We start from the raw sequence: 18,500 nt of genomic DNA, 5'->3' as shown, positions 1-18,500 counted from the left end.
TAAACAGGCTAAGTTTTTTTAGGGATAAACATAGTTATAAAAAGCTATCGGATTGAGTAGCTAAGTATTCGAGTTATTAAAAGTCTAGCGGCATCGTATGTTGATCTAGAGTAGCAGCGTCATGATCTACTTGGGTCTCTTGGCTAATATCAGCCAGTTCAGCGGCAAGGGTCTGCTCATCAATAGTGCGCAGTGCATCGCTAATAACCGCTTTAGAGATATTACTTCGGCCTAAGTTTGAGAACATAGGCTGAATGTAATTTAATACCTCCATCATCGCCCCAATACGATGGGGGCCCTCAGTAAGTAAATGATTGAGGATGCGCTCATCAAACTGCCAGCCACGGCGGCGTAAAATAGACTGTATTAAGGCTTGACGATCGGCCAAATCATGGCCATTAGGAACTTTAAAAGTAGGCGCTTGGGCGAGACGGCTCAACAGATCTGTCAGCTTAAACGGTAGCTCGCTGGCAGGTTTATTAGCGGCAAACAGTATTTGACGTTGACCTTCACGGCTACGATTTATTAAATGGAACAGGGCTTCTTGCCACTCACTGCTATGCTCAAGTACCTCTAGGTCATCTATAGCGATAACGTCAAAATTCTCCAACGAGGACAACACGTTAACATCCGTATGTATTAGCTCGTTCAATGACAAGCAAATGGCCGACCTATCCATCTCAATAAAGGATTCACAAATAGCAGATAGCAGATGTGATTTGCCAGTAGCAGGACTACCAAACAGATACAGCTGACCGATTAAACCGACATGTAACTGCCTTATAGCATCAATGATAGACAGCCAACCGGGACCAGAAAAGTCACTGAGGCTCGCATCGTGTTTAATGTCTAGATTGAGACTTAGCTGTGCTTTTGCCATGAATCATCAACTTAGTTTGCGTAGGACGATAGACTGAAAATAAACCGAATGCCAAATATGACATCATACTACTTAAAAATGCCAGCAGGGATACTATTACTACTGACAACTGCTAGTTATGCCTACTAATCTGTATAACTGCCTAATTATAAAAATAAGACAACTTAACATTGAGAGTATGCAAGATAGTAGACAATGCCCCTATATATACCATAATTACAAAATGACTGACAAGTCTTTTAGCGCACAACTTACCTAAAGCAGGTTTAGTATTCGATCCTTAGCACTATGAGCTCAGCACTATTACCTTGGCATTATGAATAGCAACTGCCAGTACTCTACTCTATGTAGAAATAGCTAAGCTATTTTTTTTCGAATAGCTCTAACTGCTTACGACCTTTATAAAAATCAGTGGAACGGTAATAAGCGTATAGATGACGAAATAACACATTTAGCACGGCTGACACTGGTAGTGCGATCAGCATACCTACGAAACCTAGTAGACTAGCCCCTGCCAATACTGCAAAGATAACCCATAATGGTGAGAGGCCAATTTTGTCCCCTAGCAATAGCGGCTGTAGAACGTAGCCTTCAGCGGCTTGTCCGACTAAAAAAGCCCCAGCAATTAACGATAAATGGAACCAGTCTAAGCCGAACTGGAACAAACCGGCGATAATTGAAGCTATAAACCCTAGACCAAACCCTAAATAAGGTACGAAGCTGGCAATGCCCGCTCCCATGCCAATAATAAGACCTAGCTCTAAGCCGATTAACTGAAGCTGAACGGCATAAATGACCCCTAGCAGTACCATAACCAACAACTGTCCTTTGACGAACTCCATCAATGCCCGATCACATTCGCGTGCCACAGTAATGACCTTTTTGCTGTAAGCAGCGGGTATAGCCATTTTCCAATTGTGCAGACGCTTATCCCAATTAAATAAGAAATAAAAGGTCAAAATAGGCACTAGTACAATCAGGCCTGCGCTATTAATAAAGTTCATACTCGAAGCTAACAGCTGGCTAACCCAAGTTCCCGCATCAGAAAACTCATAATGGCTTTGCATGTAACCCACTAAAGTCTCAGAAAAGCCCTTGCTCTCTAATACCGGCATACGGATACGAGTATTATCGACAAACCACTGGCGAGCCACCTCGTTATACCAGTTCAGTACTTTTGGTAAATAATCCCAAGCGGCTTGTAGTTGATACCACAAGGTAGGTATCAGCCACCATAACAGTAACACCATACTCAAAGTAATAGTCGCATAAACCAGGAGAATGGCGATCCAACGTTGCACATACTTTGATAGTTTTCTTACTAACGGGTTAAAAAGATAGGCCAATACAAAAGCAAATGCAAACGGTATGATGACCGGCGCCATAAGATACAAAAGCACAAAGGCTATGACAATAGTGACGACGATAAATAAACGCCTGAAAAAAGGGTCTATAGTCTGGTTTATCATTAGTGGTAATCCTAAATTTAAGCTTATGTCTATATAACAGATAGGAGAAACTGTGCACAAAACAAATAAGTTTGGCACAATTTAAATGCATTATTATCGCAGAGTAGATAGAAAAAGCAGTGATTTTTTGTGTTTTATGGGTTTATTTAGCCCTTATTAGCAATGTTAGTAGATTATTGCTAAGTTGCTTTGCGAGTAGCCGCTATTTTTGGGTATAATGCGCCAACCATTATTAATTTACTCCGCCCAACCCAATTCATTATTCTAACTGTGAGATGATCATGAGTGACAAGCCCTCTTTAAGCTACAAAGACGCAGGTGTTGATATTGACGCAGGCGACGCGCTGGTTCAGCGTATCAAGTCAGTGGCCAAAGCCACTACTAGACCTGAAGTAGTAGGTGGTCTTGGTGGCTTCGGTGCTTTATGCCGTATTCCAACCGGCTATACCTCTCCACTCTTGGTCTCCGGTACAGATGGTGTAGGCACTAAGCTCAGACTAGCTCTACAACTAAACCGTCACGACACTATCGGCATTGATTTGGTCGCTATGTGTGTTAATGACCTACTAGTTTGTGGTGCAGAGCCATTATTCTTCTTGGATTATTACGCTACTGGCAAGCTAGATGTAGATACTGCTGCTACTGTAGTTACTGGTATTGGCGAGGGCTGTAAGCTTGCTAACTGTGCGCTCATCGGTGGTGAGACTGCCGAAATGCCAGGCATGTATCAAGAAGATGATTATGACTTAGCCGGATTTTGTGTTGGGGTAGTCGAAGAAGCCGAAGTGATTACTGGCGAAAACGTAGCTGAAGGCGATGTACTGATAGCGTTAGGATCAAGTGGCGCACATTCAAACGGCTATTCGCTAGTACGCAAAGTGATAGAAGTTAGCGGTATAGATGTGACTACTAGTACTGAACAATTAGACGGTCAACCTATTCAAGACGCCCTAATGGCCCCTACTCGTATCTATGTCAAAGCTATTAAAGCCTTACAAGATACGGTTGGTAATGCAGCGCTACATGCGATGTCACATATTACTGGTGGTGGTCTTACCGACAACTTACCACGAGTATTACCAGATCATTTAGCGGCTAGTATTGATACTAATAGCTGGCAGTTCTCTGAGCTATTCACTTGGCTACAAACCCAAGGCAATATAGCACAGAGCGAGATGTACCGCACCTTTAACTGTGGCGTGGGCTTTGTGATTGTGGTGCCACAAGATAAAGCGGCGGCAGCTCTTAAAACCCTAACTGAGGCAGGCGAAAAAGCTTGGCAAATTGGCGAAATGATCAAGCGTGAAGCTGATGCAGTGGTGTACCGTTAATGCCGGTAGCTCCTCTAAGACAAGCACCTGATCCTATGCGTGTAGCCGTTTTAGTATCTGGTAACGGTAGTAACTTACAAGTGCTGATAGACGCTATGCAGTCGGGTACTTTACCAATCAATATCGTGGGCATCATCAGCAATCGTGAGGATGCTTATGCTATCACTCGTGCCCAACAAGCTGGCATCCCAGTAGCGGTACTCTCGCATACTGCTAGTGGCAAACGCATGGCTATCAAGACCTTTGAGCGTCATGCCAGCGAACAATTGCAACAGTGGCAGCCCGATTTAATAGTATTGGCCGGATTTATGCGAGTAGTTAGTGCCGAGTTTATTGATAACAGCATTGCTCCTATGGTCAATCTACACCCTGCCTTGCTTCCCGCTTATAAAGGGTTAGACACTCATCAGCGTGTCATACAAGCAGGCGATAGTCATCATGGCTGTAGCGTGCATGTTGTGACCGCTGAACTGGATGCTGGGCAAGTGCTGACCCAAGGCGTGCTGAGTGTTGGTGCCAAAGATACTGCTACAAGCCTACAAGCTCGCGTGCAAAAAATTGAGCATAAGCTACTGCCATGGACGCTGCTATTACTGGCTAAAGGGGTATTAACTATCAATGAACCGTATTCGCAAAATACTGAGTCATGCTTACCTCCTTTACCTTTAAAACTGCTGTTATAGCGGTAGAGTATTGCATTGCTAACAACTTATCGCCTCTTTTTAAGTTTTTAAGCCCAATAAAAAGCCCAGCGTTTCTATTACTAGAAATGCTGGGCTTTTCTATAGATTACTAATAGTTAATCAAAAAATCTATTTGTCTGCGTCAAGCTTATGAGTAGCCTTAATTTTGATAAACTATTTCATACCGGAACCAGCCCTTAAATTAGTGCCAGTTATTGGCAATAGTTAACGGTTATTGCGGCCCAAACAGCTGGTTAATTAGCGGGATATCGTGCTCTTTTTCTTCTTCCTCAGCGACTACTTGACGAGCCACATGCATAATCAGCTGTCGCAACCAACGGTGAGCTGGATGGTGCTGGAGTAACGGCGACCATGCCATTGTCAGCTCAAACTCTGGTATAAAGAAAGGTGGCTCTCTCATGACAATACTGTCATTAGTCGCTTGCATACGGGCCACTCGAGTGGGCAAAGTGGCAATCAAATCTTTATTAGCCGCTAGCATTGCCGGCATTTGATAATGGCGAGTAAAAACACTGATATGGCGTTTCTGACCTAAGCGTTGCAGAGCTTGATCGATAGAGCCTAGGCCACCTGACTTTTCAGGGTTGACACCAAAACCAACACCCATTCCAGTTTTTGACACCCAGACATGTTGACTTTTTAGATAGTTCTTTAGGTTAAAACGACCAGCATAAGGGCTATCGGAAGACAGTAAGCAACTAAATGTATCACGCCAAACTAGTACTTGATGAAAGCTTTGTGGTATCTCATTAAAACGATTAATCGCTAGATCAACTCGACCTTGTTCCATGTCACGGTAAGAAACGTCTGAAGGAGTCAAAAAGTCTAAAATAACGTTAGGTGCTTCTGAGCGTAGTGCTTTGACTAATTTGGGCACTAAAGTGGCTTCAGCATAGTCTGAAGTCATAATACGAAAAACGCGTGAGGTGCTATAAGGACGGAACTCAGTACGCGGCTCTAACACTTGAGTCAGATCAGCCAATATTTCGCGGATACGTGGTTGTAACTCAAGCGCACGCTCCGTAGGAGTCATGCCTTCTGATGAACGCACCAGTAAAGGGTCATTAAATAGCTTACGCAAACGACGTAGAATATTACTCATAGCCGGCTGAGTAATACCCAACTGCTCAGCTGCGCGCGTTACGTTTTTTTCTCGGAGCAATACATCCAAATGTACCAATAAATTCAAATCGACCCGCTGCAAATTCATACGTATTTCTCTTAGCTCAAAAATAAGTGCTTTTTATAAACTGAATATATTGGCAATTTTCTACTGGTTTATGATCTAATAAGCCATCAAATCAATACACCATCGTAGATTTCAACCTATAATTCGTTCTATGCCACTGACTAATATCTAAGTATATCAATGTAAGTCATTGTTTTTACTATATTATACATAAAGTAAATACTAGAGATAACAATCATAAATTAGATAAATCTTACTAAGGTAGTTATAGTGAGTAATATAGTTAGGTCAAAACGTAAACAATACTGATCGATCTTAATGACCCATTTGCTAATATACTATAGGTCATTGTAGCACCTCTTATTAGTAGTTAGCGATATCAGCGACTGCTAGCTGCTAAAATACGTTAAAATATGCCTCAGCACTACTACTCTAAAAGCTTTACTGCAAATACATTATGCTGAATAACAGCAGTTATGATGATTGGCTGACGACAACTTAGCTCATTATACACCATGATAAATAACAACAGTTTGTGCTTCTGCTAGATTTATTGTGCCCATAGTTTGATCAGGTTACACTAACTGCTCTGCCTATATTAAGGCTGCAAGCTATCAGCCTATCTACTAAATGATATTGTACTGCCAACTATTTTTTATTAATTTGTCTACTTATAGCCCTTGTATTCTTCGTCAAGTTTGTTTAGGGTAATAGGCCAAAGATTTATGCTGAATAAATAATTATTCATAGTTACCTCAAACTGCAACACCCTTAGGGTCATAATCAGTCCTAAGTTTCGATATCATTATCATTATTACCATCGTGTTTGCTACAACTCAGTGCAATTATTGCTACGTTCGATAGCAGCTCAGCTATACAGATAATGGTGTGAGTATCGCTAAAATCATTTTTAATAACTAAGCTTATTTTAAATTAAACTCTGTTCGTTAGTCTTTTAACACCCACCAAGGAGAAGTCTAGATGTCAAATTATACATCTGCAATTGAACGTGTACGTGAACTGAAACAAAAATACGGCAATTGGGACCATATCAGCGAGAATGATGCTGCACGTATGATGGTTCAAAACCGCTTTAAAACTGGTTTAGATATTGCAAAATATACTGCAAAAATCATGCGCCAAGACATGGCAGAGTACGATCAAGATACTTCTAAATACACTCAGTCTTTAGGTGCATGGCATGGTTTTGTTGCCCAACAAACTATGTATGCAAACAAGAAACATTTCGGTACTACTTCTAAAAAATATATCTACCTATCAGGTTGGATGGTTGCGGCTCTCCGTTCAGAATTTGGTCCATTGCCTGACCAATCTATGCATGAAAAGACGGCTGTATCTGATCTTATCGAAGAGATTTATACTTTCTTACGTCAAGCTGATGCTAAAGTATTGAACGATTACTTCCGTGAGCTAAACGCTGCTGAAGAAGCGGGTCAAGACACTAAAGCTATTCAAGACAAAATCGAAAACTTTGAGTCGCATGTTGTGCCAATTATTGCTGATATCGATGCCGGTTTCGGTAATGAAGAAGCCACCTATTTGTTTGCTAAAAAGCTTATCGAAGCGGGTGCTTGTGCGCTACAAATCGAAAACCAAGTATCTGATGCTAAGCAATGTGGTCACCAAGCTGGTAAAGTTACTGTACCGCATGAAGACTATATCGCCAAGCTTAACGCTATCCGTTATGCATTCTTAGAGCTTGGTGTTGAAGACGGCGTTATCGTTGCCCGTACTGACTCTGAAGGCGCATCACTAACGCAAAAAATCCCAGTATCGAATGAGCCTGGTGATCTTGCTTCTAAATATATCGATTTTATCGAAATGGAAGAAGTTACGCTTGAAACTGCTAATGAGAATGACAGCTTGCTTAAGCACAACGGCAAACTAGTACGTCCAGTACGTCTAGCTAACGGTCTATATAGCTTCCGTGAAGGCACTAACATTGACCGTGTTGTACTTGACTGTGTAACGGCTCTAGAAAACGGCGCTGATCTACTATGGATCGAAACCCCAACGCCAAACGTTGAACACATCAAAATGATGGTTGATCGTATTAAAGAGCAACAGCCACAAGCTAAATTGGTCTATAACAATAGCCCATCGTTCAACTGGACTCTTAACTTCCGTAAGCAAGTAATTGCTGCATGGGAAAAAGAAGGTAAAGACATCTCTGCGTATAACAAAGATGACTTAATGAGCGGCGATTACGACGATACAGAATTGAATACTGCAGCTGATGAACTTGCGAAGAGCTTCCAAAGAGACGCAGCACGTGAAGCAGGCGTATTCCATCATCTAATCACTCTACCTACGTATCACACTACTGCACTTGAAATGAATGAGCTTGCTAAAGGCTACTTTGGTGAAGACGGTATGCTTGCTTATGTAGCTGGTGTACAACGTAAAGAGATCCGTGCAGGTGTTGAAGCAGTTAAGCACCAAGCAATGGCTGGTTCTGACATCGGTGATGATCATAAAGAGATCTTCTCAGGTGACAATGCCCTTAAAGCTGGTGGTGGCGTGAACACTATGGATCAATTCAAATAGGCCTTATCCTCCTATGAGTACGCACTAAACAGTAAATATTTAAACTAAAAAGCCGCCCTACTTTATGTAGGGCGGCTTTTTTATAACCTGTAAAATATAGCTCTATCACGATTATTAATAAGAAGTATATCGTTAACGGCTAACCTCAGTATTTAACTCATCAAATTTAGCTTGTTATTAGTAGCAGCCTCTCATAGGATAGTGACATTATCACTCTAGAAGTAGGAGGTTAGCATGCAAGAGATAGAGTTAAAATTTTTGGTGCCAGCAGCACGCCTAAAAGGCTTAATGCGCCAAGCAAAAGTAAAATCATCTGAGACCACTCAACTGGCTGCTCACTATTATGATACAGCCGATTATGCACTGGCAAACGCTGGTATTGGCTTGCGTATCCGTAAGGAAGGTACCAACTGGGTACAGACTATTAAAGCTGGTGGTGATGGCCTAGCGGCGCGTTTAGAGCACAATACCTTATTGGAAACTAACCAAGTGCAAGCCATGCTTGATGATAATAATTTACTTCCCGATTTAAGCCTTTATCAAGACACTCCTATTGCCCCAGCGTTGGCTGAGTTTAAATTAAAAAAGCTGACAAAAAATCTAACACGGCAATACGTTACTGATGTTCAGCGTACTACCCGCTTGTTAAAAGATACTAGCAATAAGGATAAGGGTAGCGATAAGAGTCATGATAACCATAGCAATCCATCCTCTAACCATGTGGAAATGGCCTATGATTATGGGCAGATTATTCACGGCAATGATGCTAGCTTATGCCAACCCATTCAAGAGATAGAGTTTGAATTAGTGAGTGGCGAGCTTGAATTTTTATTTGCCACTGCCAAAATCTGGTGTAAGCGTTATAAATTATGCCTATCTACTGTGACTAAAGCTGAACGTGGCGGCTTGCTGATCAAAGGCGAGGATTTTAGTCCAGCGGTCGGTGCTGATCTCAGCCAATTAAAGGTTGATGAGCATAGCAGTCTGCCGCAGTTTATTCGGGCAGTAGTACATAACTGTCTGCTACAAATACTACCCAATAGTAGTGCTATCGTAGCAGGTAGTGAAGATGACAGTCATCTATTGCAACTGCATCTGGGTATTGGACGTCTGCGCGTGGCCTTAAAAACCTTTAAAAAATTCTCAGAGCATATTAATCCTGAATGGTCACTAATCCTTAGGCAAACAGAGCGCTTACTCGGTGACTACTGTGGGCTTGCTTATATAGCGGCTCATGTTGAGCAACAGTTAGTACAGCAAGGTGCGCCTAGCGTAGAGTGGACAACAGATATTGCTAAACTAAAAATTACTCCTATTAATGCTATTGCTGCTAATGACTTCCAGATTACCTTACTGGAGCTGATTGAGTTTGCCATGAGTGCTGATAGTAATGAAGAATCAGCAGCTCCCTTAGCTGTCGATAAGCTAGCAAAAATACTAGCTAAAAAGCAGCTAAAGTTACTGAAAGCTGATCATCAGCTCGTTGACCTAAGTGATGACCTAAGCGATGACCTAAGTGATGACCTAAGCGATGACTTAATTGAACAGCCACCAGAAACTGCTTTACAGGATACTGAGGTAGGTAGTGAGGCAGTAGCAGATAGTAATATTGCTGGCGTTGAGAAACAGCAAGCGGCACAACATAAAGTGCAGCGTCAGTTAAACGACTTACGCTATATTAGTGAATTTGCCGCCCCGCTATATGCTAGTAAAAAAACCAAACGCTTGCTAAAGCAGTTAACTAAAGCTCAGCAAGCCTTAAGTCAGCATCAAGATCATCAGCAATACCAACGCTATTATCAGCAAAAAGCTACCACTGACGTTAATGCACTCTATGGCGCTGGCTGGTTTGCTGCTTTAACCCTAAGCGATTGGCAGCGCTGCCAAAAACGCTTGGCTAAAGTCCGCCGTACGGCTAGCTTTTGGTAAGTAACTAGGTTTTATAGAAAGCGATAGTAGAAATACTAATAAAGCACCTTATAAACAGCACTGATAAAAAAAGACAGCCTCACTGATAGAGACTGTCTTTTTTTTACTTATACAACTCAGTAGTAACTAAGCTTTACGAGCTGCTGTTTATTAAATAGCTGTTAGAGCAGTTTTTAACCAATAGGTTTTTGAACTATTACTGCTCTAATCCTAGTACTTTCATACGCTGATTGAGTGGCTGATAGCTTTTGTCGCCAGCAGCTTGCAATATATTACCAAACGGCATTTGTGCCACTAATTCCCAGTTATCAGGGATAGCGAACGCTGCCGCAACATCTTTGTCAATTAGCGGATTATAATGCTGCAAACTAGCGCCAACCTCTAATGTACTCAGCTCTGTCCATAGCGCATACTGATGCATCGCTGAAGTCTGTTGCGCCCAAATAGGGAACCTATCGGCATACAACTGAAACTTGTCTTGCATCGACTTTAATACATCTGCATCTTCGTAGAACAGCACAGTACCAGCAGCAGCACGAAAGCCATCCATCTTTTGCTTGCTGCTGGAAAAATCGCCATCAGCCACTTCTTCTCGCAGCTTAAGTTCGGTAATATCCCACAATTGCTGATGCTGCTCGCCAAATAAGACTACTAAGCGTGAGGATTGCGAGTTAAAAGCCGAAGGGGTATGTAGTAAGATGCGTTCAGCCATATTGACTATAGCTTGTGGGGCGACAGCTAACTCATTACCTAAAGCATAAATAGAGCGGCGTTCATTAAAGGTTTGTTGCAGAGTTTCCAGAGTAGCTTTAGACATTATAATTATCCTTATAATTGTAATTGAAGTTAAGAGGCAAGTAACAATGGTAATAAATATGACCATTAGCCAAGCATGACTACAGTAGCCTTAGCGCAGCGTTAATCGAGTGTTGACAACAGTTTTGACAACAGATAGGCTGAAGATTATAGCAGTGAGCTTAACGGTTAAACGTTTGGGTTAAGTTTTTTTTATCAATAACCTTGTAATTTTTCTTGCAATTTGACTATGCTTTAACTATGCAATGACATTAGCTGTCTATAATCATAACTGAAGTACCTTCTTCTACTTGCGCATACAACTCAAAAATATGCTGATTACGCATGCGGATACAGCCATGAGAAAGGGGTACACCCATCGGCTCCGTATCGGGCGTGCCATGAATATAAATATAACGCTGATAGGTATCGCAGCCCCCTTGAGCGTTGCTACCTTTATTAAAGCCTGGCTCTACACCTTCGAGCCATAATATCCGACTCAATATCCAATCGCGGCTCGGCTGCTCCTGCCCTAAGCTGGCACTATAAACCTCACCAGTAGGCACTCGGCCAATAAACACGGCATTCATAGGCTCAGTACCGCCTATTTTTTCGGCGATAATATGCTTACCCAGTGGCGTACAGCCGCTGTCTTGTTGACTGCCTATACCGTTTTTAGCAGTCGAGATACTATACTGGCAGACTAAGGTATCTTGTCGATATAAGCTCAGTTTTTGCTCAACAATATTAATAATGATATAAGTAGCATAGTTATTATTTTGTGGGATAACTGGTGGTGTCATAAGTCGTGTCATAAGTAATAATCCACTAGCAGTCTGTTAGTAAGCATCTATTGATTTCTTGAGACCTAAGTTATAAATAATTTGTAGCCATTTGAATAAACCAACACCTATTTTTAATGTTAAAAGATTGTATCAAACTCGTAGGCACCGTACTATATACTTAAACCTTTTAAAGCTAGCAAATTATGACCAATATTTCACCGACACGAGTGTCGATGTATGATTTTCTATTTCAAGATATGCAGCCTATAGTTTCGTTGTTGGCTGATGCTGCTAACCTATCCTTACCACAAACACGATTAGGACTAGCTGCTAGTCTACAAGCTATCGTAACGGCTCTACTCGCTTATGAACAGCAATATCACGCCTCAGCGGTGCATAAAAAACTATTTACTCGTAGCGCGGTCAAAGAGCTGCGTCAGTACAATGCGATGAACTTTGCAACCATCAATGCCAGTCTGTATCATCGCAACGATGTCGCTGATGCAGTATTTGGTGATGTGGCAACTGTGATGAAAGCTAGTACTCATATAGCTACGCAAATTGACGCTAGTACTGCACAAGTAAAAACACTATTAACTTCATTATGCCTTATTGTACTGCGTGAGTTGGCTATCTTAGCAGACTATAGCCAACTTGATCATGAAGAGCTGGGCCATTGGTTTGATTTACAGCCGCAGTTTTTGCAGGCAGCCGCTATCGATAAATACTGGTATGAGCTGACTGGATTTCAGCCATCACAAGCCAGCGCCAGTCAAGATATGCAGCAGGCAACTCCTAACTACTTAAAAGTTATTGGTCGTGCGCCTGAGAACGTTCAGCAAGGACGTCATAATGATCTGTTGGTGTTTGCTCCGATGCCTTTGATCGAGCTACCACATCAACGCTGGTTGCTGCAGTTGGCCAAAATTGCTGATATCTATCTGAGTCGTGATCGATTGCGCATTACTTCTGAACCAACTACTGCACCTGTTGCGCCTTTAGTCAGTTTAGGACTACTCGAGGCCAATAAAGACCCTAGCCCTGTTACTACTAGCGAGGCACCTATCGACTACGATACCTCTGTACCACTATGGAAAAACCCAGTCATTCTTATTATTATCTTGGTCATCGGTAGCCTTGGCGCTTTGGCTGCTTTGAAATATCAGCAGCAAAAATCTAACGGTATCTTGCCAGCTGCCGCCGCAGTATATAAGCATGACCGTGCTGAAGAGCGTCAACAGCAAGATGCTGCTATTGGCAAAATAGAAGAATAGCAACGGCTTAGTACTAGCATTAGTATTAAGACCATTACCGTCTAATGAGCGTCTGCTAGATATCGGCTAATGCCAGCAACTTATAACGCATAAAAAAACAGAGACTCAAGGTCTCTGTTTCTTACTAATTGGATTAGTTGACTGTGCTTGGCTACTTAGACAAGTCACGACCACGGCTAGCTTCGATAGCCAGACGCAGACCATTCAAGCGGATAAAGCCTTCTGCATCTTTTTGATCATAAGCACCAGCATCATCTTCAAAAGTGGCAATCTTTTCATCGAACAATGAATCATCTGATTTACGACCAACTACGCTGACGCTACCTTTATACAACTTCACACGTACAGTACCGTTCACATATTCTTGTGACTTATCAATTAACTCTTGCAGCATCAAACGCTCAGGACTGAACCAATAGCCATTATAGATAATCTTGGCATAGCGTGGCATCAACTCATCTTTTAGATGGGCCGCTTCACGATCAAGGGTCAAAGACTCAATACCACGATGCGCTTTAAGCATGATAGTCCCTGCTGGGGTCTCATAACAGCCGCGTGACTTCATACCTACGTAACGGTTTTCTACGATATCTAGGCGGCCAATACCATGCTTACCACCAATCTCATTGAGCTTGATCATAATTTCATAGGGTTTAAGCGGCTCACCGTCGATAGCGACGATATCACCTTTTTTATACTCAAGTTCCATATACTGCGCTTTGTCTGGCGCTTGTTCTGGGCTTACTGACCAGCGCCACATATCATCTTCAGCTTCAGCATAAGGATCTTCTAATATGCCGCCTTCATAAGAAATATGCAGTAGATTGGCATCCATAGAATAAGGAGATTTAGTTTTAGTGCCTGCATAGTCGATGGCAATATTATGCTCTTTGGCATAGTCCATCAAGCTCTCACGACTAGATAAATCCCACTCACGCCAAGGGGCAATAGTGACTACATCAGGCGATAAGGCCACAGCGCCGAGCTCAAAACGCACTTGGTCATTACCTTTACCAGTAGCACCATGACTGATAGCATCAGCACCATGCTCAGCGGCAATCTCAACTAAGCGCTTGGCGATTAGTGGACGGGCAATAGAAGTACCGAGTAAGTACTCTCCTTCATAGATAGCGTTGGCACGGAACATAGGGAACACATAATCACGAGCGAACTCTTCACGTAGATCTTCAATGTGAATATTCTTGATACCCATTGCTTCAGCTTTAAGACGTGCTGGCTCTACTTCTTCGCCTTGACCAATGTCAGCCGTGAAAGTAATTACTTCCGCATCATAAGTCTCTTGTAGCCATTTGGCGATGATTGAAGTATCAAGACCTCCAGAATAGGCCAGAACAATTTTATTAATATTTTTTTTATCTAGTTGTGCCATGAATGACTCCTAGTAAGTGGCGGGAAGGGTAAAATATGATAGTGCTAGTTAGCTACAATATAAAGTAAAAAATGCAGAAAATATTTGGCCGTTGTTTAGGGGCGCTTTACAAACTATGCAAAGCATGCATAAAAAGTGCTCAAAACTGACTTTTCCTGCTTAGTGTACCTCATATTGACCTTATATCATATTTAGTCTACGCCCTGTTTGTTAGTAATAATCAGCTCACTATTATCCAAGGCTAGATTTGGTAATCAGTAGCTTATCTTTAGCAGCATATTTAGTCAGAGAGTCAAATCTGTTATTATGAGTACTGGTAAAACCCCCTAATAAAAACTAGCCATTAAATAATTAGCAAAATCATGCGTACAATCGGACTAATAAAATGATTTATCACCTATAGTTTATTGGCAAATGTATTAATTTATCAGCCTTAACTATCTCTTAGTTCCTATTTTTCATCTTAATTTCATCCTACAGAGCGTTATAATCCTTATGACTGATTCTATTGCAGAGCTAACTATTATTCAGCCAGACGACTGGCATATCCACTTACGAGACGGTCAAGCACTAGCGACTACTGTTGCCCATGCCGCAACTAGTTTTAATCGTATTATCTGTATGCCCAATCTGGTACCACCAGTCAAAAATGCAGCTGATGCCCAAGCTTATCGTGAGCGCATAATGCAGTATTTGCAGGTGAGTGACATTAGCGCTGATCGCAAAGCCACTTTTGATCCACGTATGACTTTATACATGACTGATCATACTAGCGTGCAAGATATAGAAATGGCGGTCAAATCAGGCATAGTACAAGCCGTTAAGCTCTACCCTGCTGGTGCCACGACTAACTCTGCCGATGGCGTTACGAATATTAATGCCCTAGCAAATGTGTTTGAAGCTATGGAGAAACATCAGTTGCCTTTGCTATTACATGGTGAAGTGACTCATGATCACGTCGATATTTTTGACCGTGAAAAACGCTTTTTGGACGAAGTATTAGCACAAATTATCGCTAAATTTCCAGCATTGAAAATCGTAGTTGAGCATATCACTACTAGCGATGCTGCTGACTTTGTATTAGCGCAAGGTAACCGTGTTGCTGCTACTATTACCCCGCAGCACTTAATGTTCAATCGTAACCATCTACTGTTAGGCGGTATCAAGCCACATCTATATTGCTTACCTATCCTCAAGCGGGCCTCGCATCAAAAAGTACTATTAGATGTGGCTACTAGTGGCAGTCCAAAATTCTTTTTGGGCACTGACTCAGCGCCGCACTCTACCGACAAAAAAGAAGCCGCTTGCGGGTGTGCAGGCTGCTATAGCTCAGCAACGGCTCTACCGCTATATGCTACTGCGTTTGACAGCGTTGGCAAAATTGACAGCCTTGAGGGCTTTGCTAGTCGTTTTGGTGCCCTGTTCTATGGCTTACCAATCAGTACTAATACTGTCACTTTAGTCAATAAGCCGATGCAAGTCCCTAGTGCTTACCCTTACTTTGACGGCTCAACGCTAACCCCATTGATGGCCGGTGAAACGCTACCTTGGTCTATCAAGTCCTAAACTGTATTTTGCATAAGCCTGATGATATGACCACCACGCTAGTAGCACTCATATCATCAGCTACTCGTATAATTTCAACTTACTATGACTACCGATAAAAGTGATTTGACTGTCTATGACCACCCAAAATAACACTCCTGTATCCGATGATGTCTTGAGTGGCCCTGCTGAGCGTATTAGCACCGATGAAGCGAGCTCTATTGAAGTATCAGTACCCTCTGAGACTATAGAAACTGACACGCCAATGACTCTAAAAGAGCGTTTTCGTAAATTTTTACCAGTAGTAGTCGATGTTGAGACTGCTGGTTTTAACTCACAGACCGACGCTTTACTAGAGATTGCTTGTATCCCTATTCTGCTCAATGAGCAAGGGGTGTTTTATCCAGGCGAGGCACTAAATGCCCACATCGAACCCTTTGAAGGGGCTAATTTAGAGCCAAGTGCCCTAGCTTTTACCGGCATTGATCCCAATAACCCGATGCGTAAAGCCATTGCAGAAGACGAAAAAGTAGCGCTACGACGCATTTTTAAAGGTCTAAAAGAGGTGCGAAAAGCTGAGGACTGTCGTCAATGTGTCCTTATTGGCCATAATGCTCATTTTGACTTAAGCTTTTTGAATGCAGCAGTTCTACGTACTAATAGTAAAAATCACAATCCATTTCATCAGTTTTCAGTATTTGATACAGTGACTTTAGCCGCACTAGCCTTTGGTCAGACGGTACTGGCTCGTGCTTGCAAAGCAGCAGGGCTGGATTTCAATGGTAATGATGCCCACTCAGCGTTGTACGATACCCAAAAGACTGCTGAGCTCTTCTGTCATATCCTTAACCACTACCCAATGCTTCCTAATGCCCTACGTGTCCAAGAACCTAACGAGACTTTGACAGATAGCAACAACTAACAAACAGCAATTAGCCAAATCTTATCTATAATGAACCAATAGTAATTAATCATTCAATAAATGCTATTGGTTAATTGGCGAGAAGAGCTAGCCTATGATCATAGCTTTACTCCAATGAACAATAACGCTGTTGTATTATTAATCCGACTTGATCATCTTAGTTTTTAGTCGATAAGGATATCATTGATACAGTGAAAGTATTTTGACTATCGCTTAAGTTATTTGCTGTTTGTAGAAGGGGCAGTTAGCTTGATTGTCATTGTTATGATTCAGTACTAATCGATATATCCTGTAGATGATTTAAGCTGCTTACGCTGCCTTCATGGCCTGCAACAGGCTGTGATAGGCTCAACAGGAGAACTACCCTAATGGAACTAGAACCGCAGCACATGTTATGGGGAACTATTATTGGTTATATGTTATTGGCTTTAACTATTAGTACTTGCACTTCTCTATGGATACGCCATCATTTAAAGAACAATGATCTACATCCACGTCGCGCACTGAAAAAAAGATACTTACTATTAAAAAAACGTAGAAAAAAGCTTGACAGTAGACACAGACGCTATTAAAATGTGCACCACTTCAGCATAAATGGTGAAAGCAGTTGAAGCGCAGTACCTAGTCCCCATCGTCTAGAGGCCTAGGACACCGCCCTTTCACGGCGGTAACGGGGGTTCGAATCCCCCTGGGGACGCCACATATAAAAGTGGTAACTACTCCGGTAGTAATGCTTTAAAACCTTCCAAAACTTTATAGGTTTTGGAAGGTTTTTTTATGGGCTAATGCTTAGTTATCTTTAAAGGCAGATCGGCTTAGAGTTTCGTGAATATAACTACAATTGAATCATCTATCCTTAACCCATAATGTCCTTAAAGTTCTGAAATTTATAATTATTAAGAAAATACTATAGGCATAAAAAATCCCAGCCGTTCGCTGGGGTTTAACATAAGATCTAGTGCTCAATCTTTTAGGTAATGATCTAAAATTTATCTGATAGCATAAACCACAATAGGGTCAAAATAATAAGTAATCCTAATATAGTTTGAATCAAAAAGAATGCTTGGTGCTCACCTACTACTTTACTTAGAGTCAAGCCCAAGACATTATATTTTATAGGTTGGGTATCGATATCACCGATATTTTTTTGCTCTTCATAATAGCCTTGTAAAGTATCTATGAATTGTCGCCTCTCTTTAGCGTCCCAGTTATAGGGCTTAAACGGCATCAAGGCTTTAACTCTAGAATCACTAAGCATCCAACGCTCAAGAGTTATAGAGCGCAGCGACCAACCAGTAAAGCGACGTTTCAAAAGTGCAGAAATCTCTAAGGTATGCATATCTTTATGTCGATCATCCATCAAAATACGATTTTTGAGGTCAGTCAACGCTTGCTCTGAGCCTTCCACATACTGAAAAAAATAGCCATTTCCGTAACAAAGAATCCCCGTCACATTATCAGCTTTATTATTTTTTACAGAAATTTTAGCGATGTCGTTGAGCGTACTAGCACCAGATAGGCCTATCGAAGTAATACGACTGACATACAATAACTGGTAGAGATCTGCTGTATTTGAAATAGTGGGATTAGTTGATGATAGCACTCTGCCTCTCCTCGTAATTATAATACATAATCTAGACTAAATGGCCTAAGGAATAATATATAAACAAGAGAATATGAATTTCATAATGATTTTTTACATTAAATATACTTATATTT

Annotated in this window: 14 protein-coding genes and 1 tRNA gene; 8 read left to right on the top strand and 7 right to left on the bottom strand. The window is 41.6% G+C overall.

What is annotated here, in order from left to right:
- Positions 1–76 precede the first annotated feature (76 nt).
- Both hda and KPY62_RS12200 read right to left on the bottom strand, forming a co-directional pair.
- Entirely contained in the window at positions 77–880 is an 804-nt protein-coding gene (gene hda, locus KPY62_RS12205) for a DnaA regulatory inactivator Hda (protein ID WP_216582598.1), read from the bottom strand.
- A gap of 362 nt (positions 881–1,242) precedes the next feature.
- Complete coding sequence (locus KPY62_RS12200; RefSeq protein ID WP_216582596.1) at positions 1,243–2,349, bottom strand: AI-2E family transporter; 1,107 nt, start codon at positions 2,347–2,349, stop codon at positions 1,243–1,245.
- 281 nt (positions 2,350–2,630) lie between these two features.
- Between KPY62_RS12200 and purM the strand changes: the two genes are divergently transcribed.
- Both purM and purN read left to right on the top strand, forming a co-directional pair.
- Positions 2,631–3,680, top strand: coding sequence for a phosphoribosylformylglycinamidine cyclo-ligase (gene purM / locus KPY62_RS12195; RefSeq protein ID WP_216582594.1), 1,050 nt, complete (start codon positions 2,631–2,633; stop codon positions 3,678–3,680).
- Positions 3,680–4,363 (top strand): phosphoribosylglycinamide formyltransferase, encoded by a 684-nt coding sequence (gene purN / locus KPY62_RS12190; RefSeq protein WP_216582592.1) that lies wholly within the window; start codon positions 3,680–3,682, stop codon positions 4,361–4,363. The genes purM and purN overlap by 1 nt, the downstream gene beginning before the upstream one ends.
- A 232-nt stretch (positions 4,364–4,595) precedes the next feature.
- Here the strand turns inward: purN and KPY62_RS12185 are convergent, their stop codons facing one another.
- A complete protein-coding gene (locus tag KPY62_RS12185) occupies positions 4,596–5,594 on the bottom strand; it encodes a LysR family transcriptional regulator (protein ID WP_216582590.1) in 999 nt (332 codons plus the stop codon).
- A 960-nt stretch (positions 5,595–6,554) separates the two neighbouring features.
- On the opposite strand from KPY62_RS12185, the gene KPY62_RS12180 reads away from it, so the two are divergent.
- Both KPY62_RS12180 and KPY62_RS12175 read left to right on the top strand, forming a co-directional pair.
- Positions 6,555–8,141: an isocitrate lyase gene (locus tag KPY62_RS12180; RefSeq protein WP_216582588.1), complete on the top strand. Its 1,587-nt coding sequence runs from the start codon at positions 6,555–6,557 to the stop codon at positions 8,139–8,141.
- 234 nt (positions 8,142–8,375) lie between these two features.
- Entirely contained in the window at positions 8,376–10,070 is a 1,695-nt protein-coding gene (locus tag KPY62_RS12175; protein WP_216582586.1) for a CYTH and CHAD domain-containing protein, read from the top strand.
- 196 nt (positions 10,071–10,266) lie between these two features.
- On the opposite strand, the gene KPY62_RS12170 is transcribed toward KPY62_RS12175, so the two are convergent.
- Together KPY62_RS12170 and KPY62_RS12165 are read right to left on the bottom strand one after the other, a co-directional pair.
- Positions 10,267–10,887, bottom strand: coding sequence for a nitroreductase family protein (locus KPY62_RS12170; RefSeq protein WP_216582584.1), 621 nt, complete (start codon positions 10,885–10,887; stop codon positions 10,267–10,269).
- Between the two features lie 250 nt (positions 10,888–11,137).
- Positions 11,138–11,680: a L,D-transpeptidase gene (locus KPY62_RS12165; protein WP_228730686.1), complete on the bottom strand. Its 543-nt coding sequence runs from the start codon at positions 11,678–11,680 to the stop codon at positions 11,138–11,140.
- Positions 11,681–11,853: 173 nt separating this feature from the next.
- Between KPY62_RS12165 and KPY62_RS12160 the strand changes: the two genes are divergently transcribed.
- Positions 11,854–12,924, top strand: coding sequence for a hypothetical protein (locus KPY62_RS12160; protein WP_216582582.1), 1,071 nt, complete (start codon positions 11,854–11,856; stop codon positions 12,922–12,924).
- A gap of 151 nt (positions 12,925–13,075) precedes the next feature.
- On the opposite strand, the gene KPY62_RS12155 is transcribed toward KPY62_RS12160, so the two are convergent.
- Positions 13,076–14,314, bottom strand: coding sequence for an argininosuccinate synthase (locus KPY62_RS12155; protein WP_216582580.1), 1,239 nt, complete (start codon positions 14,312–14,314; stop codon positions 13,076–13,078).
- 495 nt (positions 14,315–14,809) lie between these two features.
- On the opposite strand from KPY62_RS12155, the gene pyrC reads away from it, so the two are divergent.
- From pyrC to KPY62_RS12140, 3 genes are all read left to right on the top strand, one after another.
- Entirely contained in the window at positions 14,810–15,880 is a 1,071-nt protein-coding gene (gene pyrC / locus KPY62_RS12150) for a dihydroorotase (RefSeq protein ID WP_216582578.1), read from the top strand.
- Positions 15,881–16,124: 244 nt separating this feature from the next.
- Positions 16,125–16,781 (top strand): ribonuclease T, encoded by a 657-nt coding sequence (gene rnt / locus KPY62_RS12145; protein ID WP_228730780.1) that lies wholly within the window; start codon positions 16,125–16,127, stop codon positions 16,779–16,781.
- Between the two features lie 624 nt (positions 16,782–17,405).
- A tRNA-Glu gene (locus KPY62_RS12140) sits at positions 17,406–17,481 on the top strand.
- Between the two features lie 282 nt (positions 17,482–17,763).
- Here the strand turns inward: KPY62_RS12140 and KPY62_RS12135 are convergent.
- A complete protein-coding gene (locus KPY62_RS12135) occupies positions 17,764–18,384 on the bottom strand; it encodes a BLUF domain-containing protein (protein WP_216582574.1) in 621 nt (206 codons plus the stop codon).
- Positions 18,385–18,500 lie beyond the last annotated feature (116 nt).

This window comes from Psychrobacter sp. TAE2020 (assembly GCF_018919485.1).
In the GTDB taxonomy this organism is placed as follows: domain Bacteria; phylum Pseudomonadota; class Gammaproteobacteria; order Pseudomonadales; family Moraxellaceae; genus Psychrobacter.
The sequence above is the reverse complement of the archived record's forward strand: the minus strand, read 5'-3'. Positions and strand labels throughout refer to the sequence as shown.